Source organism: Cognatundibacterium rivi (assembly GCF_018139565.1).
Lineage (GTDB): Bacteria > Pseudomonadota > Gammaproteobacteria > Burkholderiales > Burkholderiaceae_D > Undibacterium > Undibacterium rivi.
The window spans coordinates 710,955-731,851 of sequence record NZ_JAGSPK010000002.1; the positions used below are offsets into that span (position 1 = coordinate 710,955).

Annotated in this window: 23 protein-coding genes; 20 read left to right on the forward strand and 3 right to left on the reverse strand. The window is 51.0% G+C overall.

Annotated features, from left to right (window positions below):
* The first annotated feature begins 53 nt into the window (after positions 1-53).
* Together KDM87_RS07625 and KDM87_RS07630 are read left to right on the forward strand one after the other, a co-directional pair.
* The gene (locus tag KDM87_RS07625; RefSeq protein WP_212678501.1) at positions 54-368 is read left to right on the forward strand and encodes a hypothetical protein; all 315 of its coding nucleotides are present in this window, start codon (positions 54-56) and stop codon (positions 366-368) included.
* Positions 369-488: 120 nt separating this feature from the next.
* The gene (locus tag KDM87_RS07630; protein ID WP_212678502.1) at positions 489-815 is read left to right on the forward strand and encodes a hypothetical protein; all 327 of its coding nucleotides are present in this window, start codon (positions 489-491) and stop codon (positions 813-815) included.
* 118 nt (positions 816-933) lie between these two features.
* Here the strand turns inward: KDM87_RS07630 and KDM87_RS07635 are convergent, their stop codons facing one another.
* Positions 934-1,380: an Lrp/AsnC family transcriptional regulator gene (locus KDM87_RS07635; protein WP_212678503.1), complete on the reverse strand. Its 447-nt coding sequence runs from the start codon at positions 1,378-1,380 to the stop codon at positions 934-936.
* A 144-nt stretch (positions 1,381-1,524) separates the two neighbouring features.
* On the opposite strand from KDM87_RS07635, the gene KDM87_RS07640 reads away from it, so the two are divergent.
* From KDM87_RS07640 to KDM87_RS07725, 18 genes are all read left to right on the forward strand, one after another.
* Positions 1,525-2,616 (forward strand): saccharopine dehydrogenase family protein, encoded by a 1,092-nt coding sequence (locus tag KDM87_RS07640; RefSeq protein ID WP_200181485.1) that lies wholly within the window; start codon positions 1,525-1,527, stop codon positions 2,614-2,616.
* Positions 2,617-2,719: 103 nt separating this feature from the next.
* The gene (amaB, locus tag KDM87_RS07645) at positions 2,720-4,231 is read left to right on the forward strand and encodes an L-piperidine-6-carboxylate dehydrogenase (RefSeq protein WP_212678705.1); all 1,512 of its coding nucleotides are present in this window, start codon (positions 2,720-2,722) and stop codon (positions 4,229-4,231) included.
* A gap of 258 nt (positions 4,232-4,489) precedes the next feature.
* Positions 4,490-4,690, forward strand: coding sequence for a VF530 family protein (locus KDM87_RS07650; RefSeq protein ID WP_186883595.1), 201 nt, complete (start codon positions 4,490-4,492; stop codon positions 4,688-4,690).
* A gap of 165 nt (positions 4,691-4,855) precedes the next feature.
* Positions 4,856-5,338, forward strand: coding sequence for a Fe-S cluster assembly transcriptional regulator IscR (gene iscR, locus KDM87_RS07655; RefSeq protein WP_186883596.1), 483 nt, complete (start codon positions 4,856-4,858; stop codon positions 5,336-5,338).
* 16 nt (positions 5,339-5,354) lie between these two features.
* Positions 5,355-6,608: an IscS subfamily cysteine desulfurase gene (locus KDM87_RS07660; protein WP_212678504.1), complete on the forward strand. Its 1,254-nt coding sequence runs from the start codon at positions 5,355-5,357 to the stop codon at positions 6,606-6,608.
* Positions 6,609-6,691: 83 nt separating this feature from the next.
* Entirely contained in the window at positions 6,692-7,078 is a 387-nt protein-coding gene (gene iscU, locus KDM87_RS07665; RefSeq protein ID WP_186883598.1) for a Fe-S cluster assembly scaffold IscU, read from the forward strand.
* 86 nt (positions 7,079-7,164) lie between these two features.
* The gene (gene iscA / locus KDM87_RS07670; protein WP_186883599.1) at positions 7,165-7,488 is read left to right on the forward strand and encodes an iron-sulfur cluster assembly protein IscA; all 324 of its coding nucleotides are present in this window, start codon (positions 7,165-7,167) and stop codon (positions 7,486-7,488) included.
* 8 nt (positions 7,489-7,496) lie between these two features.
* Positions 7,497-8,000, forward strand: coding sequence for a Fe-S protein assembly co-chaperone HscB (gene hscB, locus KDM87_RS07675; protein WP_212678505.1), 504 nt, complete (start codon positions 7,497-7,499; stop codon positions 7,998-8,000).
* Positions 8,001-8,062: 62 nt separating this feature from the next.
* Entirely contained in the window at positions 8,063-9,928 is a 1,866-nt protein-coding gene (hscA, locus tag KDM87_RS07680) for a Fe-S protein assembly chaperone HscA (RefSeq protein WP_212678506.1), read from the forward strand.
* 48 nt (positions 9,929-9,976) lie between these two features.
* Positions 9,977-10,315, forward strand: a complete 339-nt coding sequence (gene fdx, locus KDM87_RS07685; protein WP_186883602.1) for an ISC system 2Fe-2S type ferredoxin — start codon at positions 9,977-9,979, stop codon at positions 10,313-10,315.
* A 29-nt stretch (positions 10,316-10,344) separates the two neighbouring features.
* On the forward strand, positions 10,345-10,539 hold the full coding sequence (iscX, locus tag KDM87_RS07690; protein WP_212678507.1) for a Fe-S cluster assembly protein IscX: 195 nt from the start codon (positions 10,345-10,347) through the stop codon (positions 10,537-10,539).
* Between the two features lie 238 nt (positions 10,540-10,777).
* Complete coding sequence (locus KDM87_RS07695; protein ID WP_212678508.1) at positions 10,778-12,391, forward strand: sensor histidine kinase; 1,614 nt, start codon at positions 10,778-10,780, stop codon at positions 12,389-12,391.
* 238 nt (positions 12,392-12,629) lie between these two features.
* Positions 12,630-13,424, forward strand: coding sequence for a thymidylate synthase (locus tag KDM87_RS07700; RefSeq protein WP_212678509.1), 795 nt, complete (start codon positions 12,630-12,632; stop codon positions 13,422-13,424).
* A 25-nt stretch (positions 13,425-13,449) separates the two neighbouring features.
* Complete coding sequence (locus tag KDM87_RS07705; RefSeq protein WP_212678510.1) at positions 13,450-13,932, forward strand: dihydrofolate reductase; 483 nt, start codon at positions 13,450-13,452, stop codon at positions 13,930-13,932.
* Between the two features lie 11 nt (positions 13,933-13,943).
* Positions 13,944-14,513, forward strand: coding sequence for a DUF4337 domain-containing protein (locus KDM87_RS07710; protein WP_186883607.1), 570 nt, complete (start codon positions 13,944-13,946; stop codon positions 14,511-14,513).
* Positions 14,514-14,528: 15 nt separating this feature from the next.
* Entirely contained in the window at positions 14,529-15,317 is a 789-nt protein-coding gene (locus KDM87_RS07715) for a MipA/OmpV family protein (RefSeq protein ID WP_212678511.1), read from the forward strand.
* Positions 15,318-15,621: 304 nt separating this feature from the next.
* A complete protein-coding gene (locus KDM87_RS07720) occupies positions 15,622-17,892 on the forward strand; it encodes an arginine/lysine/ornithine decarboxylase (RefSeq protein WP_212678512.1) in 2,271 nt (756 codons plus the stop codon).
* 182 nt (positions 17,893-18,074) lie between these two features.
* Positions 18,075-18,998 (forward strand): flagellar brake protein, encoded by a 924-nt coding sequence (locus KDM87_RS07725; protein WP_212678513.1) that lies wholly within the window; start codon positions 18,075-18,077, stop codon positions 18,996-18,998.
* 91 nt (positions 18,999-19,089) lie between these two features.
* Here KDM87_RS07725 and dcd read toward each other — a convergent pair whose 3' ends face one another.
* Together dcd and KDM87_RS07735 are read right to left on the reverse strand one after the other, a co-directional pair.
* The gene (gene dcd, locus KDM87_RS07730) at positions 19,090-19,656 is read right to left on the reverse strand and encodes a dCTP deaminase (protein ID WP_212678514.1); all 567 of its coding nucleotides are present in this window, start codon (positions 19,654-19,656) and stop codon (positions 19,090-19,092) included.
* A 118-nt stretch (positions 19,657-19,774) separates the two neighbouring features.
* Positions 19,775-20,794 carry an XdhC family protein gene (locus KDM87_RS07735; protein ID WP_212678515.1) on the reverse strand — a complete coding sequence of 340 codons (1,020 nt, stop codon included), beginning with the start codon at positions 20,792-20,794 and terminating at the stop codon, positions 19,775-19,777.
* Positions 20,795-20,897 lie beyond the last annotated feature (103 nt).

Consider the following 20,897-nt stretch of genomic DNA (forward strand, 5'->3'; position numbering starts at 1 on the left):
CGTTAATTACAGTACAACCATCGCAACACCAATCAATCAACCGGAGATCAACCATGAAATCACTGACAACATCCCAATTAAGCATTTTCAGCGTCGCTGGATTTGCCGCCGCCATCGCACTGACAACCGCATTTCAGCAAACAGCCATCAGCGATCCACTGATTCCTGTCGTTACAATAACAGCCCAGAGAATGACGGAGCAACAGAAGATCGCCTTCGACCTTGCACAATCTGCATCCACGATACACACTGTGGAAATTACAGGAAAACGCCTGACAGCCGAAGAAAAACTGGCATTCGACCAGCAAGATCAAAGCATTCAGCAAGCCAAAACAAAATTGCATAAAAAGCCAGCATTGCTGGTATAAGTCAGCAACTATACTGACGATCTGAAAAAAAATTTACACTAAATTGTTTGGCAAGTCACAACACTTACCTTATAGTTGCATGTACTTCCGTTTGCAGCATTCACATATCAGCAGGTAATCATGTTAAAAAAACCGCTACTCCTGAGTTTGCTTTCAGCCACCATGCTGGCTGGTACTGTCTTTTGCAGCAACGTGTTTGCCATGACATCCATGACGATTCCGCCGAATCCGCAAGACAGAAACACCGTTGATGTCGCTCAGGAATCTGCCTCTGCCAGCGCAAGCGCACAGGTTCAGACTCAGCTTGATCGTGGCGGTGTTGATCGTGCATCGGTACATTTGCAAATCCTGCAGCAGTCGAATACCCATTTTTCTGACAATAACGTCGCGAAAAAAACCGGTGCTTACGATAAAAAAGCCCAGATTAAAGCGTCCAGCAACTCCTGAGCAACACCTGATTTCCTAAGTTACTCCCCATGCTATCGCGCCGGACTCAAGTACCGGCGCTGACTCTTTAAGCATACTCACCGGGAGTATCTTCTTCCGCCCTCCGTCACACAATTCATTACAACGCGGCACGATCTATTCTTTTACTCAGGATGACTGAGGTGGAAGTCTGCCGTACCCCATCCATCGCACCGATCTGATCCAGCAAACGATCCAGTGTTTCTGTCGTATCGCAGCGCAAGGTCAGCATATAGTCAATTGCTCCGCTAACCGCGCACAGAGTTTCGGTTTCCGGCAATTGCTGCAAATGACGAATCAGTAACGGTGCGCATTTGGCCTCGACCGACATCCCCACATACGCCCTGACTGCAGGCTGGCGCATCGTATGACTGAGCCTGACGCCGTAACCCTCGATGATGCCGCGCTTTTCCAATGCCGCAATTCTGGCAATCACGGTCGTACGTGCAATCGCCACCTGCCTCGCAATCGTCGTCACCGGCGTGCGTGCATCATCCATCAGCAAGGCCAGTATTTTCTGATCAATCTCATCGAGCGCAGGTTTCATATCGTCATTTTGAATTTATATATCGTCATATTGAATTATTTTGCTACATTTTGACGATATTTTACCTACTATTATCTGACAAAATTTACATCTACACTTGCTCCAGCACCTTTTTACAACATTCATCAGGTTTTGGAGAACATCATGACAAGCAAACTCATCCTGCTCGGCGCAGGTAAAATCGGCGACGCAATTCTGAACCTGTTGTCGCACACCGGTGACTACGAAATTACGGTCGCGGACCGCGACCCGCAACGCCTGAAGTATGTCGAACAGGCCGCATTTCCACACACCCGCATCGTGCAGGCTGATCTGAGCGACAAAGCTGCTGTCACCGAACTGATACGCGGTCATCAGGTAACGCTGTCGGCTTGTCCTTATTTCCTGACTCCCATTATTGCCGGTGCTGCGCGCGAGGCCAATTCGCATTATTTCGATCTGACCGAGGATGTGGAAAGCACACGCATCGTCAAACAACTGGCCGAAGGAGCGCATTCCGCCTTTGTGCCGCAATGCGGCCTGGCACCTGGCTTTATCTCTATCGTTGCCAACGATGTCGCCCAGCGTTTCGACACCCTGCGGGACGTCAGCATGCGCGTCGGCGCCCTGCCGACGTTTCCGAACAATGCCCTGAAATACAATCTGACCTGGAGCACCGATGGTCTGATCAATGAATACTGCAATCCTTGTGAAGCAATCGTCGATGGTCAGTTGCGCGAAACCGCGGCACTTGAAGAGATAGAACACTTTTCACTCGATGGCATCGACTACGAAGCCTTTAACACTTCCGGCGGCCTCGGCACATTGTGTGAAAGTCTGGAAGGCAAGGTACAGAATCTGAATTACAAAACCGTGCGCTACCCGGGACACCGCGATATCGTCAAAATGCTGATCCGTGATCTGGAGCTCGGCAAAATCGAACGCCGCCCCATCCTGAAAGACGTACTGGAAACCTCTATTCCTATGACCAAGCAAGATGTTGTACTGGTATTCGTCAGCGTCGTCGGTACTCGCGCTGGCCGACTGGAACAAGAATCGTATGCGAAAAAAATCTATGCTCAGAATGTGAATGGTCAGTTGCTGTCTGCCATACAATTAACAACCGCTTCCGGCATCTGCGCGATGGTGGATCTGGTGGTCAGCGGCAAGCTGCCACAGCGCGGACTGGTGCGACAAGAGCAAACGAAGTTATCTGATTTCCTCAGTAACCGTTTCGGTCAGTATTACGCTGTCTGATAGCTAGCAGATAGGCTGACACTCTGCTGCGACGTCATTATTTTTAATCGAAGCCGGTCATCCACAAGAAGACCTGCTTCCACCCAAATGAGCAATCATGATCATGAATAACGCGACACTTCACACCTTACTCAACAGCATGGGGGTTGATCTCCGCCACTATCAGGGAACAGAACTGCACAGCATTTCCCCAGTCGATGGCACGCCGCTCGCCAGTCTGGCGGCCAACTCCGCTGCGCAGATCGATGTCCGCATCAGCCGTGCACAAGCGGCATTCCAGCAATGGCGACAAGTGCCGGCACCGCGCCGCGGCGAGCTGGTGCGCCTGTTTGGTGAAGAGTTGCGCACACATAAAGAAGCGCTCGGCAAAATCGTCACGCTTGAAGCCGGAAAAATTCTGCAGGAAGGTCTGGGCGAAGTGCAGGAAATGATCGATATCTGTGATTTCGCCGTCGGGCTTTCGCGCCAGTTGTACGGTCTGACCATCGCCTCCGAACGTCCGGGGCACAGGATGATGGAACAGTGGCTGCCACTCGGCGTGGTCGGCGTGATCTCTGCATTTAATTTCCCGGTCGCCGTCTGGGCCTGGAATGCGGCGCTGGCCTTCGTTTGCGGCGACAGCGTGATCTGGAAACCATCAGAAAAAACACCGCTGACCGCCATCGCTACCCATGCTTTATTCATGAAGGCAGTCGCCAGATTCGGCAGCGATGCGCCGGAAGGTTTAGCCGAACTGATTATCGGTGGTCGCGATGCCGGAGCCAGCATGGTTGCCGATCCACGCATCAAACTCGTCAGCGCTACAGGCAGCACGCGCATGGGAAAACAGGTCGCCGCCGTTTGCGCACAGCGACTTGCGCGCAGCATACTGGAGCTCGGCGGTAACAACGCCATGATCGTCGCCCCCAGCGCCGATCTGGAAATGGCAGTCCGTGCGATCACGTTTTCCGCTGTCGGCACAGCCGGGCAACGCTGCACCACCCTGCGCCGCTTATGCGTGCATGACAGTATCTATGACACACTGGTGCCACGCCTGCAGAAAATTTATGCCGGTCTGCCTGTCGGCTCACCTCTGGAAAAAAGCACGCTGGTCGGCCCGCTGATTGACCAGGCGGCATTCGACGCAATGCAAACTGCGCTGGCAACTGCCTCGTCTGAACATGGCAAAGTGTATGGCGGCGAACGCGTTACTGTGTCGGGCTGCGAAGCCGGCTATTACGTGCGCCCGGCGATCATTGAAATGCCGACGCAGACGACTTCCATGCATCATGAAACGTTCGCGCCTATTCTGTACGTCGTCCGCTATCACGATCTGGCACAGGCGATCGAGTGGAATAACGCGGTTCCGCAAGGCTTATCCTCCGCAATTTTCACTACAGACATGCGCGAAGCCGAAACCTTCGTCTCGGCGACAGGCAGCGATTGTGGTATCGCGAACGTGAATATCGGCCCATCCGGTGCGGAAATTGGCGGGGCGTTTGGCGGCGAAAAAGATACCGGCGGTGGTCGCGAATCCGGTTCAGATGCATGGAAAGCCTATATGCGCCGCGCCACCAATACCTTTAATTACAGCAACTCGCTGCCGCTGGCGCAAGGAATCAGCTTCGATATCTGAATCAAGGTTTGCCTCCAGCCTTCAGCCCCGGCTATTTTTCCGGGGCTTTTTTATTCAGTTCAGCAGACAAGATGGCGGCACCGTAACACCGCTCAACGACAAGCGCTATGATGTCACAGGCAGTCACAGGCAGTCACAGGCAACTCAAGTCCGCTAAACATACTGGGGTGAGTATATTTAAAAGCCCAGACTTTACGCGGACATACGCCATAAAATCACGCATACTCCCCCTTATTGGCATAAATATTGGCATATATCATGGAAAAACGCAGCCTCGACGGCATTACCTTAGAGCAAATTCTCCACCATCTGGTCGACCAGTATGGCTGGGAAGTATTAGGGCAAAAAATCCCTGTGCGCTGCTTCATTTCTGATCCGAGTGTAAAATCGAGCCTGAAATTTTTACGCAAAACGCCGTGGGCACGCGAAAAAGTCGAACAGTTGTTTCTGCAATCCTGATCTGCGGAGACATTCGCACCAAGCAGCGACAAACGCCGCACCTTCCCCGCCATCGCACAAAAAGCCCTTGCCTGACAGGATTACTCAAGTTTGCTATACTTGATCAAAATGCTCAACAACTCAGGGCATTCAGGAATTTCTGTCTCAGGCACCAGGAGCTAGCGTATGCGCCTCACTACTAAAGGACGTTTTGCCGTCACGGCAATGATTGATCTGGCATTGCGTCAGGACAAGGGTCCTGTCACGCTCGCCGGTATCAGCCAACGTCAGGATATTTCCCTGTCCTATCTCGAACAGCTGTTTGGCAAACTGCGCCGGCATGAAATCGTCGAGTCGGTACGCGGCCCTGGCGGCGGCTACAATCTTGCCCGCAAAGCACAACAGGTTACGGTCGCTGACATTATCATTGCCGTTGACGAGCCACTTGATGCCACGCAATGCGGCGGTAAAGGCAGTTGTCACGGCAGCGATCATGAAAATGGTCTGCACTGTATGACGCATGATTTATGGGCGACGCTGAACGCTAAAATGGTCGATTACCTTGACTCAGTTTCCCTGCAGGATCTGGTCAATCAGCAAAAACAGAAAATCTCGGAAAACCAGGTCGTTGTCGTGCGTCAGCCGCATGCCAATCACACTGCCACTTGAATATTTGGAGTCTTGAATGAATGCACCTCTGGAACAAAGCCTGATCGATACGCTGAAAACACCGCATTTTCCGATTTACATGGATTACTCTGCAACAACACCGGTTGATCCGCGTGTTGCCGACAAAATGATCCCATTTCTGCGTGCCCAGTATGGCAATCCTGCATCGCGCAGCCACATGTACGGCTGGGACGCGGAAGCGGCGGTTGAAGAAGCGCGCGGCAATGTCGCCGCACTGGTCAATGCTGATCCACGCGAAATCATCTGGACGTCCGGCGCTACAGAAAGCAATAACCTCGCGTTAAAAGGTGCAGCGCATTTCTATAAAGCCAAAGGCAAGCACATCATCACGGTGAAAACCGAGCACAAAGCCGTGCTCGATACGGTGCGTGAACTGGAACGCCAGGGTTTTGAAGCGACCTATCTGCAACCGCAGGACAATGGTCTGATCACAGTCGAGCAATTAAAAGCAGCGATCCGTCCCGACACGATTCTGATCTCGGTGATGTGGGTGAATAATGAAATCGGTGTGGTTCAGCCTATCGCTGAAATTGGTGAACTGTGCCGCGAAAAAGGCATCGTTTTTCATTCAGATGCAGCCCAGGCAACCGGCAAAGTTGAAATCGATCTGGAAAAAGTAAAAGTCGATCTGGTCTCTTTTTCTGCCCATAAAACTTACGGCCCGAAAGGCATAGGCGCGCTGTACATCCGCCGCAAACCACGCGTGCGTCTTGAAGCGCAAATGCATGGTGGCGGTCATGAACGCGGCTTCCGTTCCGGCACGCTCGCACCGCATCAATGCGTAGGCATGGGCGAAGCTTTCCGTATCGCGAAAGAAGAAATGCAAAGCGAACTGGCACATGTGCGTGCCATGCGCGACCGTCTGGCCAAAGGCTTGAATGAAATTGAAGAAACTTATGTCAATGGCGATATGGCGCACCGCGTTCCGCATAACCTGAACGTCAGCTTCAATTATGTTGAAGGCGAATCCCTGATCATGGCGGTCAAAGACATCGCTGTTTCATCCGGTTCCGCATGTACTTCCGCCAGCCTGGAGCCATCGTATGTCTTGCGCGCACTGGGTCGCAGCGATGAACTTGCGCACAGCTCGATACGCTTCACCATTGGTCGCTTCACTACGGAAGAAGACATTGATTTCGCGATCAATCTGCTGAAAACCAAAGTAGAAAAACTGCGCGAATTATCACCGCTGTGGGATATGTATAAAGAAGGTATCGATATCTCGACAATTCAGTGGGCAGCACACTAAGGCAGCAAGTTCATTAACACATTTGGATTCTGGCAATATTGTTTGCCAGAGAGAACGAACAGTAAAAATTCAGGAGCATCATCATGGCATACTCAGATAAAGTTTTAGATCATTACGAACATCCACGTAACGTCGGCGCTTTTGAAAAAGGCGACGAAACGGTTGGCACCGGCATGGTAGGCGCACCTGCCTGCGGCGACGTAATGAAACTGCAAATTAAAGTCGGCGCGAATGGCGTGATTGAAGATGCGAAATTCAAAACCTATGGCTGTGGCTCTGCGATTGCTTCTTCTTCTCTCGTCACTGAATGGGTGAAAGGCAAAACGCTGGATCAGGCGCTGGAAATCAAAAATACCGCGATTGCGGAAGAACTTGCTTTGCCGCCGGTCAAGATCCACTGCTCAATTCTGGCGGAAGATGCGATCAAAGCAGCAGTGCTGGATTACAAAAACAAGCACGGCGCACAATAAGTAAACCAGTAGCGAAGCATCAACAAGGCAGCATCAGGCTTGACTATACATACGACAGCGATGCTGCCGTAGAGATTGGAAATACCATGGCAATCACACTGACAGAAAAAGCAGCAAAACACGTTTCCCGCTATATGGAGCGACGCGGCAAAGGCATAGGCCTGCGCTTTGGCGTACGCACGACTGGTTGCTCAGGCATGGCGTATAAACTCGAATACGTTGATGAAGTCGGCAGTGATGATCAGGTGTTTGAGTCGCACGGCGTCAAGGTGTTTGTCGATCCGAAAAGTCTGCCTTACATAGACGGCACTGAACTCGATTTCGCGCGCGAAGGACTGAACGAAGGCTTTAAATTTTACAACCCGAATGTCAAGGATGAATGCGGTTGTGGTGAAAGCTTCCGGATTTAAGGTTCAGCATGCAAAATCATTTTGAGCTGTTCCAATTGCCACAACAGTTCGCCGTAGATAGCGCACAACTCGACCGCGCTTATCGCGAAGTCCAGAACACCGTGCATCCGGACAAATTTGTGCAGGCCAGCGAAGCAGAAAAACGCGTTGCAATGCAATGGGCGACGCATGCCAATGAAGCTTACCAGACACTGAAAAAGCCGTTAAAACGAGCAACTTACCTCTGTCAGTTGCAGGGCGTTGATTTACAGACGGAATCAAACACGAGCATGCCCGCCGCCTTTCTGATGCAGCAAATGGAATGGCGCGAAACGTTCGAAGACGCGCGGCATGCCAATGACATCAGCGCTCTGCTTGCACTCGAAAATGAATTGCACGACGCACTGAAATCAGAATTACAACAAGTTGGCTCAGCGCTTGACGCGCAGGACTACAAGGCTGCGACACTACATATCCGCACCTGTATGTTTCTGGAAAAATTCATCGCCGACATTGCAGCGCTGGAAGAGTAAATCCGAATAACCCGCGCTTGATTGCGCCCATCTGATGGCTTGCCATCCACGCATATAACACCATGGCTTTATTGCAGATTTCCGAACCTGGCATGTCCACCGCTCCACACCAGCACCGTCTGGCCGTCGGAATTGATCTTGGTACGACTAACTCTCTGGTCGCGACTGTACGCAACAGTATCCCCGAAGTATTAAATGATGAAGAGGGACGCCCTTTGCTTCCTTCTGTCGTCCGCTACCTTCCGAATGGACATGCGCACATTGGCTTTAAAGCGCAGGCAGAACAAAGTAACGACCCAAAAAACACCATCGTTTCCGTCAAACGTTTTATGGGTCGCGGCCTGAAAGATATCGCCCACGCTGAAAACCTGCCTTACGATTTTTACGATGCTCCAGGCATGGTGCAGATCAACACGATCGCCGGGATAAAAAGCCCGGTCGAAGTGTCGGCACAGGTACTCGCAACGTTGCGCCAGCAAGCCGAAGATGCCCTGGGCGACGATCTGGTCGGTGCCGTGATTACGGTTCCGGCTTACTTTGATGATGCACAAAGGCAGGCAACTAAAGACGCAGCAAAACTCGCTGGGCTGAATGTATTACGGCTACTCAATGAGCCGACTGCAGCGGCGATTGCTTACGGTCTGGATAATGCGTCGGAAGGCACTTACGCCGTCTATGATCTCGGCGGTGGCACTTTCGACATTTCGATACTGAAAATGAGCAAAGGCGTATTTGAAGTGTTATCGACTGGCGGCGACTCTGCGCTCGGCGGCGACGACTTTGACCATAGGCTGTTTTGCTGGATTTTGCAGGAATCGCAACTGGCCCCGTTATCTGACGAAGATACCAGCACGCTGATGATCAAGGCGCGCGAAGCCAAAGAAATTTTATCCAGTAAAACCAGCACTTACATTGATGCCAAACTGAATTCAGGTGAAAGTGTGCATCTGCAGATCAGCGCCGCGCAATTCGCAGAAATGACGCAGAATCTGGTATTAAAAACCATCACACCTTGCCGCAAAGCCTTGCGCGATGCAGGTTTGTCGGCAGACGACATCGATGGCGTCGTGCTGGTCGGTGGTGCGACACGTATGCCACATGTACGCAAAGCGGTCGGTGAATTTTTCCATACAACGCCGCTGGCCAATATCGATCCGGATAAAGTGGTCGCTCTCGGCGCGGCCATACAGGCCAATCTGCTGGCGGGTAATCGCGCTGCTGGCGACGACTGGTTGCTGCTGGACGTGATTCCCCTGTCGCTGGGCGTGGAAACCATGGGCGGACTGGCGGAAAAAGTTATTCCGCGCAACTCCACCATTCCTTGCGCCCGCGCACAGGAATTCACGACATTCAAAGATGGCCAGACGGCAATGGCGATTCATATCGTACAAGGCGAACGTGAACTGGTCAGCGACTGCCGCTCACTGGCGCGTTTCGAATTACGCGGTATTCCACCAATGGCTGCGGGTGCCGCGCGAATCCGGATAACGTATCAGGTTGATGCCGATGGGCTGCTGTCGGTTTCAGCACGTGAACTACGCTCCGGCGTCGAAGCGACGATCACCGTCAAGCCTTCGTACGGTCTTGCCGACGACGACATCACACGCATGTTGCAAGATTCGTTCAGTTCCGCAGATCAGGATATGCAACAAAGAGCATTGCGCGAAGAACAAGTGGAAGCAGAAAGAATTTTGCTGGCAACCCAATCCGCGTTGGAAGCAGATCGCCACCTGATTTCAGACGCAGAATACGATGCCATCTCGCAACTGATGCAACAAGTAAAAAAACTGGCGCAACAAGACAATCATCAGGCTTTACATAACGCGATTACTGCTCTGGCACATGGAACCGAAGAATTCGCTGCCCGCCGCATGGATCAGAGCGTACGTTCAGCGCTGGCTGGAAAAAAACTTGACGAGATCGCCTGATTTTCGCCGCATCGCCATAGGCTAACACTGACTAATACTGAGACTGACATGCCACAAATTATCGTTCTGCCCCACCCTCAACTTTGCCCGGAAGGCACCGTGATCGACGCGCCGGAAGGCAAATCACTGTGTGAGGCATTAGTTGAAAGCGATGTTGAAATCGAACATGCGTGTGAAATGTCATGCGCCTGCACCACATGCCACGTCGTCATTCGTGAAGGCTTCCAGTCACTGAACGCATCGTCTGACGATGAAGAAGACTTACTCGACGCCGCCTGGGGACTCGAAGCAACCTCGCGCCTGTCTTGCCAGGTCAAACTGGGCAAACAGGACATCACGATAGAGATTCCGAAATACACGATCAATCACGCTCGCGAAAATCATTAAACGTCAGATAAAAACATCAGGTGAACGCTATGAAATGGTCTGAGACACATCGTATTGCTGAAGCTTTATACGATCAATTTCCGGATATTGATCCACTTAGCTTGCGTTTCACCGATTTGCACAATCTGATCGTCGATCTTGCCGAGTTTGACGATGACCACGCCCGTGGCGGCGAAAAAGTTCTCGAAGCCATCCAGGCTGCCTGGATAGAAGAAGCCAAATAAAAGCTCTTTGTTGCTATCACAACGCAATGCATGTGAATTGTCCAAACAATCACATGCATGTCTTGCTCAAAAACAAAAAACCTCTTAATATTTCCTGATTGTCTAGCGATTTGCCGATGCAAAATCGTGTGCCTCCGGTCACCCGGTTGACTCGTCTGACATTGTGCTCAGGATCAATTCGCAGCAAGTGCAACTGACCCCGGCATTCCACACAACTGTGACGTTCAAGGACATAGTAATGCGGTTTCGAAACTTTCTTTCTTCCATCCGCAGCCGCATCACACTTCGCCTTGCCATTATCTTAGCGGTCGTTTTCGGTGTCGCAGTTCCTTCCGCCATTCTGGTTCCCTACCATCTGAGCACAATAGAAAGTGCCGCGCGGATTCGTAACAACGAAGATCACAATCGTCTGGTCGATATTTTGTCTGTGATTCTGAGTGAACCGTTATGGCAAATCACACCGGAAATCGCCAATATTTCCAGCGAAGTTGTTTATTCCGATCCGCGCGTTGCGAAGATCGAAGTCATCACCCTGCCAGACCGCAAAGAATTTATTAAAAATGATGTGCACATGCAAAACCAGGTCGGGCCATTCACCAGCATGGTTCGTGAAATCAAGCACGGCGGCCAGGTCATCGGCGAAGTCAAACTGACACTTGCTGAAGATTTACTGCGCGAAAGCCTGCGTTCCGACTTCCGCCGTTATGTGACCACCGCTGTGCTCTCATTATTTCTGGCAATCGTCTTTATTCTGATGGTATTGCAATGGCGTCTGGTGAAGCCGGTGCGTCTGCTGATGGATGAATCTGATCGTCTCGCCAATGGTGAACTGAATGCACCAATTACGCTTAATCGTGAAGATGAACTCGGTCACCTCGCCACCAGTCTGGAAGTCACCCGTCAGGCACTCAAACGTTCATTTGGCGAACTTGAAATAAAAAATCAGCAATTACTGGAATACTCTGGCACGCTGGAATCCAAAGTACGGCAAAGAACGCAAGAACTGGAATCGGTTAACCGCAATCTTGAAGCCGCGCTGCACAATGTCAACACGGCGCAATCCGAGCTGGCGCGGGTAGAACGCATGGCGGCACTGGGATCTATGGTCGCCGGGGTTGCGCATGAACTGAATACACCGCTGGGCAACTGTTTGCTCGTCGCCAGCACACTTGAAGAAGAAACCCGCCAGCTGTTGAAAATGGTGGAAGACAACCAGATCAGACGTTCTGATCTGACCCGTTATGCGACCACCGCGCTGGACTCGTCCAAACTGTTATTACGCGGCTTGCAGCAATCGGCACATCTGGTTGGTGATTTCAAACAAGTGGCGGTCGATCAGTCGAGTGCGCAACGGCGCACGTTTGGCCTGAAGGTCACGCTGCAGGAATTATCAGCACTGCTGCATTCCAGTCTGCGCAAGACACCATTCACGCTGGAACTCGATATTCCCGACGACATTCAGCTCAACAGCTATCCCGGCCTGCTGGGACAAGTGTTCACCAATCTCGTTAACAACTCTGTGATTCACGGGCTGGAAGGTCGCAACCACGGCGTTATGCACTGCACCGCGGTAAAACAAGGGGAATTCGTCCTCATCATCTTTACCGATGACGGCAAAGGGATACCGCCAGAAATCATCAACCGTATTTTTGAACCATTTTTCACCACCAAGTTTGGTCAGGGCGGCAGTGGTCTCGGTCTGAGTATCACATTTAACATTATTACCAATGTGCTTGGCGGCACGATCCATGTCACCAGCAAACCAGATCAGGGTTCCCGCTTCGAAATCAGATTGCCACTTGTCGCACCAGGCGACCCCGATTCGAATGATCCATTGCTGACAGAGCATTAATCCGCCCTAAATATACTCCCCCCAGTATATAAAAAGCCCCAATGTTGACACCGACATTCAGTAGTTTTTAGCGATTTACCGGGGGAGTATCTGAAATACCAGCATTTCCCGTAGTACAACAGACGCTTGATTGTGTGCGGCGCAACAAATAGCGTTGTTCATAGAACAGATACGCGCAGGCAAGTGTCTGGCTGATGTATACTGCTGCCTCATTTCATTCCGCTTTCACCTCATCTTTATGCGTCAATATCTGGAATTCATGCGTCACGTGCGCGATCACGGAACAAAAAAAACTGACCGTACCGGCACCGGCACGGTGTCCGTTTTCGGCTATCAGATGCGTTTTGACCTGAATGAGGGTTTTCCGCTGGTCACGACCAAAAAACTGCATCTGAAATCCATCGTGCATGAGCTGATCTGGTTCCTGGCCGGATCCACCAATATCAAGTATCTCAAGGATAATGGCGTCTCCATCTGGGACGACTGGGCCGATGAGAATGGTGATCTCGGGCCGGTCTATGGTTCACAATGGCGCAACTGGCCAACGCCGGATGGTCAGCATATCGATCAGATTCAACAGTTAATTGAACAGATTAAAAACAATCCTGACTCACGTCGTTTAATCGTTTCAGCATGGAATGTCGCCGATATTCCGCAGATGAAACTGCCGCCCTGCCATGCGCTGTTTCAGTTTTATGTGGCCGACGGCAAACTGTCTTGCCAGTTGTATCAGCGCAGCGCCGATATTTTCCTCGGGGTGCCGTTTAATATCGCCTCGTATGCCCTGCTGACGCACATGATTGCACAGCAAACGGGGCTTGGTGTTGGCGACTTTATCTGGACCGGCGGCGATTGCCACTTGTATTCGAATCACATGGAACAGGTTGATTTGCAACTGTCGCGTGCGCCGTTACCGTTGCCGCAGCTGGTAATTCAGCGCCAGCCCGCATCGATTTTCGAATACAAATTTGAGGATTTCGAATTCCGCAACTACGAATTTCATCCACATATTAAAGCTCCGGTCGCGGTGTAAAGAAAAAGAACAGAGAGTCATCAGCATGTCATCCATGACCATTATCGTTGCCACGGATAGCCAATCAGGCATAGGCATCAACAACACCCTGCCCTGGCATTTGCCGGAAGATCTGGCGCATTTCAAACGGACAACCAGCGGTCATCCGATTATTATGGGACGCAAGACTTTTGAGTCCATCGGGCGACCACTGCCGAACCGGCGTAATATCGTCATCAGCCGCAATTTGGCTTGGCAGCATGAAGGTGTGGAAACGTATCCGTCAATAACGGCAGCGCAAGCCGCATTGGATGGACAAGACGCCTTCATCATCGGTGGTGCGCAAATTTATCAGCAGGCATTGCCGCTCGCCGATAAATTAATCGTCACAGAAATCGCCCAGGCATTTGCGTGCGACGCCTTCTTTCCGGCGATAGCGCCAGAGGCATGGAGAGAAACGCAACGCGAAGAGCATTTTTCAGAACAAAAACAATTACATTACGCATTCGTTACATACGAAAAAATTTAAAGGGAAACACGATGTCAGGACACGGCTTTCACGTACACGGCCCACATGACCATGAATTAGAGCATGCGGCGCATGGCAATGATGATTTTGCCAGCCGTATCGCGGTCATGACCGCGATTATGGCGACCGTCGGCGCCTTGTTTGGCTACGAAGGTGGCGCGACACAGAATGACGCAGCCATGTTTAAAAACGAAGCAGCGATCAAAAAAACCGAAGCAGCGAACCAATGGAATTTTTATCAGTCAAAATCGAGTAAGCAAAATCTGGCTGAACTTGCCATGGTATTACCCGGTGCCGATGCAGAAAAATACAAAGCAAAAGTAGCCCGTTACGAAAGCGAGAAAGAAGCGATCAAGAAAGACGCTGAAAAACTCGAAGCAGAATCGAAAGAGTGGGAAGAAAAATCAGAAAATGCCTTGCATCAGCACCATCGCTGGGCGCAGGCAATGACGGCAGTGCAGATTGCAATTTCGCTGGCCGCCATCACATTACTGACTAAAAAGAAATGGTTGCAATATGCATCTTATGGTGTGGCCGGGATTGGTGTAGCGCTTGCCGGGCTCGCCTGGTTTCATATTTAATATTGAGAGATCAGAATGAAAAAACTTATTAGCCTAATTTTACTGGTCAGTGCCTGTTCAGCGCAGGCGCAGACAGCAGAATTCGTCAATCTGGTGCCGGAAGCGTATTTACCTAAAGACGTTAACTTCTCGCTTGGTGGCGCAGTACTGTTCATCCCTAAATACAAAGGTTCCGATGAACACCGCGTTGCCGCTTATCCCCTGTTCGACGCGCAATGGAAAAATGGTGCGTTTTTCAGCGCTTTCAACGGCCTGGGCTATAACTTCTCGAAAAACGCCAGCTTACAATACGGCCTGCGCATGTCGCTGGAAGCTGCGCGCGACGAATCCCGTTCCGGCAAATTGCGTGGACTCGGCGATGTCAGCACTGCGCTGGAGCCTGGCGCATTCCTGAATTACTCGTTCAATCCGAATTATTCTCTGATGTCGTCGTTACGCTATGGTTCCGGCGTCGATCATAATGGCTTGCAAGTCAGTCTCGGTGCGCGCGCGACAACGGCGCTCAACAAAGATCACCGTATCTCAGCCAGCATCGGTGCGAACTGGGCGAATAGTCATTATGCACAATCTTATTTCGGCGTAAATGCACGTCAGTCGGCTGCCAGTGGTTATGCACCATTCACGCCTTCCGCTGGCATCACCGATATCCGTGTTGGCGCCAGCTGGCACTGGACCATCGATACCAACTGGTCGCTGACGACCGGCGCCTCCATCAGCCGCTTGTCTGGTGATGCGGCGAAAAGCCCGTTCGTCTTTGACAAAACACCGGTCACCGTCTTCTCTGCGGCAAGTTATCGCTTCTGAGTTGTACGCATACTGACCGCGAAAGTGAGTATCGGCAGCGGTACTCACTTTTTTTCTTTTTATGAAGCGTTTTTAATCAGAAAAACTCGCCTCAATTAGCTTTTTTAACATCAAAAAATAGCGATATTCCGCAGTAAATGACAATCCCGTGAAATTACACTCTGATTGCTTAAAATCACTGTTTTTTTTCACATGACAGACCACATATCTGAGAGAATTCGCTTCTTTGAATTTTTCGGCGCGCAAGCGGTTGATTTAACTTGCCCAGGCGTCTCCCCCGTACCAGGCTTTTTTGGAGACCTCAATGAAATTCCGCTTCCCCATCGTCATCATTGACGAAGACTTCCGTTCTGAAAACACCTCAGGTCTTGGCATCCGCGCACTCGCTGACGCGATCGAAACTGAGGGCATGGAAGTGCTGGGTGTAACCAGCTATGGCGACTTGTCCCAGTTTGCGCAACAGCAATCGCGCGCCTCTGCTTTCATTCTCTCGATTGATGACGAAGAGTTTGGCGGCGGCACCGACGAAGAAACTGATTATGCGCTGAAATCGCTGCGCGCCTTCGTAGAAGAAATCCGTTACAAAAATGCGGATATCCCGATTTATCTGTACGGTGAAACACGCACGTCGCGCCACATTCCAAATGATATCCTGCGCGAATTACATGGCTTCATTCACATGTTTGAAGATACGCCTGAATTCGTCGCACGCCATATCATCCGCGAAGCCAAGTCTTATCTGGACAGCCTGGCACCACCATTCTTCCGCGCGCTGGTGCATTATGCGAATGATGGTTCATATTCGTGGCACTGCCCGGGTCACTCCGGCGGCGTGGCGTTTCTGAAGTCACCGATAGGTCAGATGTTCCATCAATTTTTTGGTGAAAACATGCTGCGTGCCGACGTCTGTAACGCCGTTGAAGAACTCGGCCAATTGCTCGATCATACCGGCCCGGTAGCTGCTTCAGAACGCAATGCCGCACGCATTTTCAATGCGGATCACTGCTACTTCGTCACCAACGGCACGTCGACCTCGAACAAAATGGTATGGCATTCCACTGTAGCGCCCGGCGACATCGTGGTGGTTGACCGCAACTGCCACAAATCGATTTTGCATTCGATAATTATGTGCGGCGCGATCCCGGTTTTCCTGATGCCGACCCGTAATCATCTCGGCATTATCGGCCCGATTCCGCTGGAAGAATTCAGCATGGAAAGCATACGCCGCAAGATTGAAGCAAATCCGTTTGCACGCGAAGCTAAAAATAAGAAACCACGCATTCTGACCATCACACAATCGACTTACGATGGCGTGCTGTACAACGTCGAAGTGCTGAAAGACTTGCTGGATGGCGAAATCGACACGCTGCATTTCGACGAAGCGTGGTTACCACATGCGACCTTCCATGAGTTCTACAAAGACATGCATGCGATAGGTAAGGATAGGCCGCGCGCCAAGCAATCGATGATTTTCTCGACGCAATCGACACATAAATTGCTGGCAGGAATTTCTCAGGCATCGCAAATTCTGGTGCGTGAATCACAGACCGTTAAACTGGATCGCGACAGCTTCAATGAAGCTTACCTGATGCATACCTCAACCTCGCCGCAATACTCCATCATCGCATCATGCGATGTGGCTGCCGCGATGATGGAAGCGCCGGGCGGCACCGCGCTGGTGGAAGAGTCGATTCTGGAAGCACTGGATTTCCGCCGTGCGATGCGTAAAGTCGATCAGGAATGGGGTAAAGACTGGTGGTTCCAGGTTTGGGGACCGGAAGAATTTTCAGATGACGGCATAGGCTCACGCGAAGACTGGGTGATACGCGCTGAAGATAACTGGCACGGTTTCGGCAACCTCGCTTCTGGCTTCAACATGCTGGACCCGATCAAGGCGACCATCGTCACCCCGGGTTTATCACTGGAAGGCAAATTTGGCGATACAGGTATTCCGGCGTCCATCGTGACCAAGTATCTGGCAGAACACGGCGTGATCGTTGAAAAGTGCGGTCTGTATTCCTTCTTCATCATGTTTACCATCGGCATTACCAAAGGCCGCTGGAACACATTGCTGACAGCGTTGCAGCAATTCAAAGATGATTACGACAAAAATCAGCCTATCTGGCGCATTTTGCCGGAGTTTGCCGCTGCCAATCCACGTTATGAAGGTGCCGGACTGAAAGACCTTTGCCAAGGCATTCATGAAGCCTACAAAGGTCACGATGTCGCCCGTCTGACCACAGAAATGTATCTGTCTGATATGCAGCCGGCGATGAAACCATCCGACGCATTTGCAATGATGGCGCACCGCGAGATTGAGCGTGTTTCGATTGATGATCTGGAAGGACGTGTCACCGCAATTCTGCTGACTCCGTATCCACCGGGCATTCCGCTGTTAATTCCAGGCGAACGCTTTAACCGCACTATCGTTGATTATCTGCGTTTTGTCCGCGACTTCAATGATCGTTTCCCCGGATTCGAAACCGACTGTCACGGACTGGTCAAAGCAGAGCTGAATGGCAAATTGGGTTACTTTGTTGACTGTGTGAAACTCGGCGCAGAAAACGGCAAATAAACCTCACGCAAGCCCTGATAAAACATCAAAAGCACCTGAAAATCTTTCAATTTTCAGGTGCTTGTTTTATTGTTACATGCAATCATGTAACACCGGAATAACTGGGCGGCCTGCAGTAAAGGTACAGTCTGCTGCCGATCACAGAATAACAATGCGCTGCGCACAATTGATGGAAATGACAGATGGGTGAAGTACAAGGATTAATGTCTCTGAAACATGCCGACGTTGCCGTCGGCCAGACGATAAACTGGCCCATTTACAATCAGGCTGGTCAGATATTATTTAAATCAGGCGTTCACATTGCAGATCAACAGCAACTGAATCATCTGTTAGAAGTCGGCTACTGCGATGCGAATAATTTGTGGGATAGCATCCCTTCAAAACTGCCAAGTCTGGAACAACTTGGCGCGAAAACCGTACCCGACACGATATCAAAACCAGCAGAAGAACTGAATAAAGAAACCATTGTCGAGCTCGACAGTGTGCGCTGGACCGTCGGCGAAGTATTTCATCTGCAAACGCATGATCAGGCAGCAACTCGCTACACGGTCAGACTGATAGGCTATGTGAAAAATAAATCGCTGCTCGTCACTGCGCCGACAATCGATGGCCGATCTGCGTCTATCCGTGAAGGACAGGCATTTATCATTCGTGCTTTTCCCGGTAAAAAAGCCTATGCGTTTACCGCGAATCTGCTCAAATACGTGTACATGCCCTTTTCGTATCTGCACCTCAGCTATCCGAGACAGGTGCGCTCCACCACCATCCGCCAGGGCGCGCGCGCAACCGTCAAAATCATCGCTTCTGTCACGATCGGTAATCCGGAGCAAACTGCTGCCGCCACACTGGGAGACCTCAGCATGGGTGGCACTTCCGGAGTAGTAAAAAAATCGATAGGAAAAAAAGGCGATGTTGGCGTCATCAAATTCAAAGTCAATGCCGCCGGCAACGATGAGTATCTGGTGCTGGACGTAATTTTGCGTTCGGTGGCCGTCACCGAAACCGGCGAAGAATTCCGCCTCGGTTTCGAGTTTATTAATCTGACGCCGCAATCCAGATTAATTTTGTCTGCGTTTGTGCATCAGACCCTGGCAGAGATGGATTAAGTTACGCATCTTCACAGCCATAAAACAAAAACGGACGCGTTGAATCACCGTCCGTTTTTGTTTACCGAAACGCCAGACAATGGCGACTGCATCAGGTTTTTGGCAAAGTCACGCCATGCTGCCCCTGATATTTTCCGCCACGATCTTTGTATGAGGTTTCACATACTTCGTCGCTTTCGAAAAACAAGACCTGCGCACAACCTTCGCCTGCATAAATCTTGGCTGGCAGCGGCGTGGTATTCGAGAATTCCAGCGTTACGTAGCCTTCCCATTCAGGTTCAAACGGCGTCACGTTGACAATAATGCCGCAACGCGCGTAGGTTGACTTACCGAGGCAAATCGTCAGCACATTGCGCGGAATACGGAAATATTCCATGGTTCGTGCCAGCGCAAATGAATTCGGCGGAATAATGCAGACATCGCCTTTGAAATCGACAAACGATTTTTCATCGAAATTTTTCGGGTCAACGATCGTGCTGTTGATGTTGGTGAAGATCTTGAATTCGTCGGCGCAACGGATATCGTAGCCATACGATGAAGTACCGTAGCTGACGATGCGTTGACCATCACGCTCACGCACCTGACCAGCCTCAAACGGCTCTATCATGTTCGACGACTCCGCCATCCGGCGTATCCATTTATCTGATTTGATACTCATGCAAAATCTCCTGCCCGATTAATATTGGGTGGAATTTTACGCGAAATCGCCCCGTGAATTAAGCTTATTACGCAGCTTATTACATCTGCGGCACTGCAGAAAACACCGGTCGCGACGATCAGATGCCGCAAACCGCGTCAGAGGCAGCCTGTGCCGCCAGCGTTTTTGCTTCTTCAACACGCATACCAACGGGAAGTTGCACTTTATTTTTGACAGCGGTCATTTCCGCCAGAATGGAAATCGCAATCTCAGCCGGCGTCTTGCTGCCGATATACAAACCGACCGGACCATGCAATTTTGCGAGTTGCGCTTCACTGACATCAAACTGTGTCAGACGCTCGCGCCGCTTCGCATTATTCAGGCGGGAGCCGATCGCACCGACATAAAACGCCTCGGTCTTTAACGCTTCCATCAGTGCCAGATCATCGAGTTTAGGATCATGCGTCAAAGCCACCACGGCGCTGCGGCTGTCGAGTTGCATCTCAAGCACAAGATCATCCGGCATCGCATGGACGACCTGCACACCGTCCACCTGCCAGCCGACGCGATATTCTTCGCGTGGATCGCACACGATCACTTGATAATCCATCCCCACCGCAATGCTCGCCAAAAAACGTGACAGCTGACCAGCGCCGATAATCAGCAAGCGCCAGCGTGGGCCGTGCACTGTGATCAGGTATTCTGATGTCAGCGCCAGTTGCGCATGCGCATCGGCTTTACGCAAGGTTACCGCACCCGAGACAAGATCTAACTCACGCGTTGTCAGTTCATGGTCAGCGAGTCTGTCGAGCAATTCGCCTATCCTGCTGCTGTCAGTCAAGGGTTCTATCGCCAGTTGTATCGTACCGCCGCAAGGTAAGCCAAAACGATGCGCTTCATCAGCAGAAATACCGTATGTGACAATTTCCGGGGCAATACGGGTAATCCCATGTTCCTGAACACGGGCAATCAGATCATCCTCTATGCAGCCACCGGAAACCGAGCCAACAACCCGCCCATCTTCGCAAATGCCCAGCATCGAGCCCTCGGGACGCGGGCTGGAGCCCCAGGTCTTGATGACCGTCACCAACTCGCAACGACGCCCGCTTTTGACCCAGACATCGCAGGATTTGAGCACTTCGAGATCGACACTATCCATATTGATTATTCATGATGGTAAGACATCAGCCCTACACTTTCATGCAGAGAAAATGATGTGTGCAACAGTGAACATCGTCTGATAGTCTGATAATCACTGTTGC

What these genes read in the sequence shown, in the direction of transcription:
- KDM87_RS07625 (WP_212678501.1), top strand. Translation starts at nt 54, where the DNA reads ATGAAATCACTGACAACATCCCAATTAAGCATTTTCAGCGTCGCTGGA.
- KDM87_RS07630 (WP_212678502.1), top strand. Translation starts at nt 489, where the DNA reads ATGTTAAAAAAACCGCTACTCCTGAGTTTGCTTTCAGCCACCATGCTG.
- KDM87_RS07635 (WP_212678503.1), bottom strand. Translation starts at nt 1,380, where the DNA reads ATGAAACCTGCGCTCGATGAGATTGATCAGAAAATACTGGCCTTGCTG.
- KDM87_RS07640 (WP_200181485.1), top strand. Translation starts at nt 1,525, where the DNA reads ATGACAAGCAAACTCATCCTGCTCGGCGCAGGTAAAATCGGCGACGCA.
- amaB (WP_212678705.1), top strand. Translation starts at nt 2,720, where the DNA reads ATGAATAACGCGACACTTCACACCTTACTCAACAGCATGGGGGTTGAT.
- KDM87_RS07650 (WP_186883595.1), top strand. Translation starts at nt 4,490, where the DNA reads ATGGAAAAACGCAGCCTCGACGGCATTACCTTAGAGCAAATTCTCCAC.
- iscR (WP_186883596.1), top strand. Translation starts at nt 4,856, where the DNA reads ATGCGCCTCACTACTAAAGGACGTTTTGCCGTCACGGCAATGATTGAT.
- KDM87_RS07660 (WP_212678504.1), top strand. Translation starts at nt 5,355, where the DNA reads ATGAATGCACCTCTGGAACAAAGCCTGATCGATACGCTGAAAACACCG.
- iscU (WP_186883598.1), top strand. Translation starts at nt 6,692, where the DNA reads ATGGCATACTCAGATAAAGTTTTAGATCATTACGAACATCCACGTAAC.
- iscA (WP_186883599.1), top strand. Translation starts at nt 7,165, where the DNA reads ATGGCAATCACACTGACAGAAAAAGCAGCAAAACACGTTTCCCGCTAT.
- hscB (WP_212678505.1), top strand. Translation starts at nt 7,497, where the DNA reads ATGCAAAATCATTTTGAGCTGTTCCAATTGCCACAACAGTTCGCCGTA.
- hscA (WP_212678506.1), top strand. Translation starts at nt 8,063, where the DNA reads ATGGCTTTATTGCAGATTTCCGAACCTGGCATGTCCACCGCTCCACAC.
- fdx (WP_186883602.1), top strand. Translation starts at nt 9,977, where the DNA reads ATGCCACAAATTATCGTTCTGCCCCACCCTCAACTTTGCCCGGAAGGC.
- iscX (WP_212678507.1), top strand. Translation starts at nt 10,345, where the DNA reads ATGAAATGGTCTGAGACACATCGTATTGCTGAAGCTTTATACGATCAA.
- KDM87_RS07695 (WP_212678508.1), top strand. Translation starts at nt 10,778, where the DNA reads ATGCGGTTTCGAAACTTTCTTTCTTCCATCCGCAGCCGCATCACACTT.
- KDM87_RS07700 (WP_212678509.1), top strand. Translation starts at nt 12,630, where the DNA reads ATGCGTCAATATCTGGAATTCATGCGTCACGTGCGCGATCACGGAACA.
- KDM87_RS07705 (WP_212678510.1), top strand. Translation starts at nt 13,450, where the DNA reads ATGTCATCCATGACCATTATCGTTGCCACGGATAGCCAATCAGGCATA.
- KDM87_RS07710 (WP_186883607.1), top strand. Translation starts at nt 13,944, where the DNA reads ATGTCAGGACACGGCTTTCACGTACACGGCCCACATGACCATGAATTA.
- KDM87_RS07715 (WP_212678511.1), top strand. Translation starts at nt 14,529, where the DNA reads ATGAAAAAACTTATTAGCCTAATTTTACTGGTCAGTGCCTGTTCAGCG.
- KDM87_RS07720 (WP_212678512.1), top strand. Translation starts at nt 15,622, where the DNA reads ATGAAATTCCGCTTCCCCATCGTCATCATTGACGAAGACTTCCGTTCT.
- KDM87_RS07725 (WP_212678513.1), top strand. Translation starts at nt 18,075, where the DNA reads ATGGGTGAAGTACAAGGATTAATGTCTCTGAAACATGCCGACGTTGCC.
- dcd (WP_212678514.1), bottom strand. Translation starts at nt 19,656, where the DNA reads ATGAGTATCAAATCAGATAAATGGATACGCCGGATGGCGGAGTCGTCG.
- KDM87_RS07735 (WP_212678515.1), bottom strand. Translation starts at nt 20,794, where the DNA reads ATGGATAGTGTCGATCTCGAAGTGCTCAAATCCTGCGATGTCTGGGTC.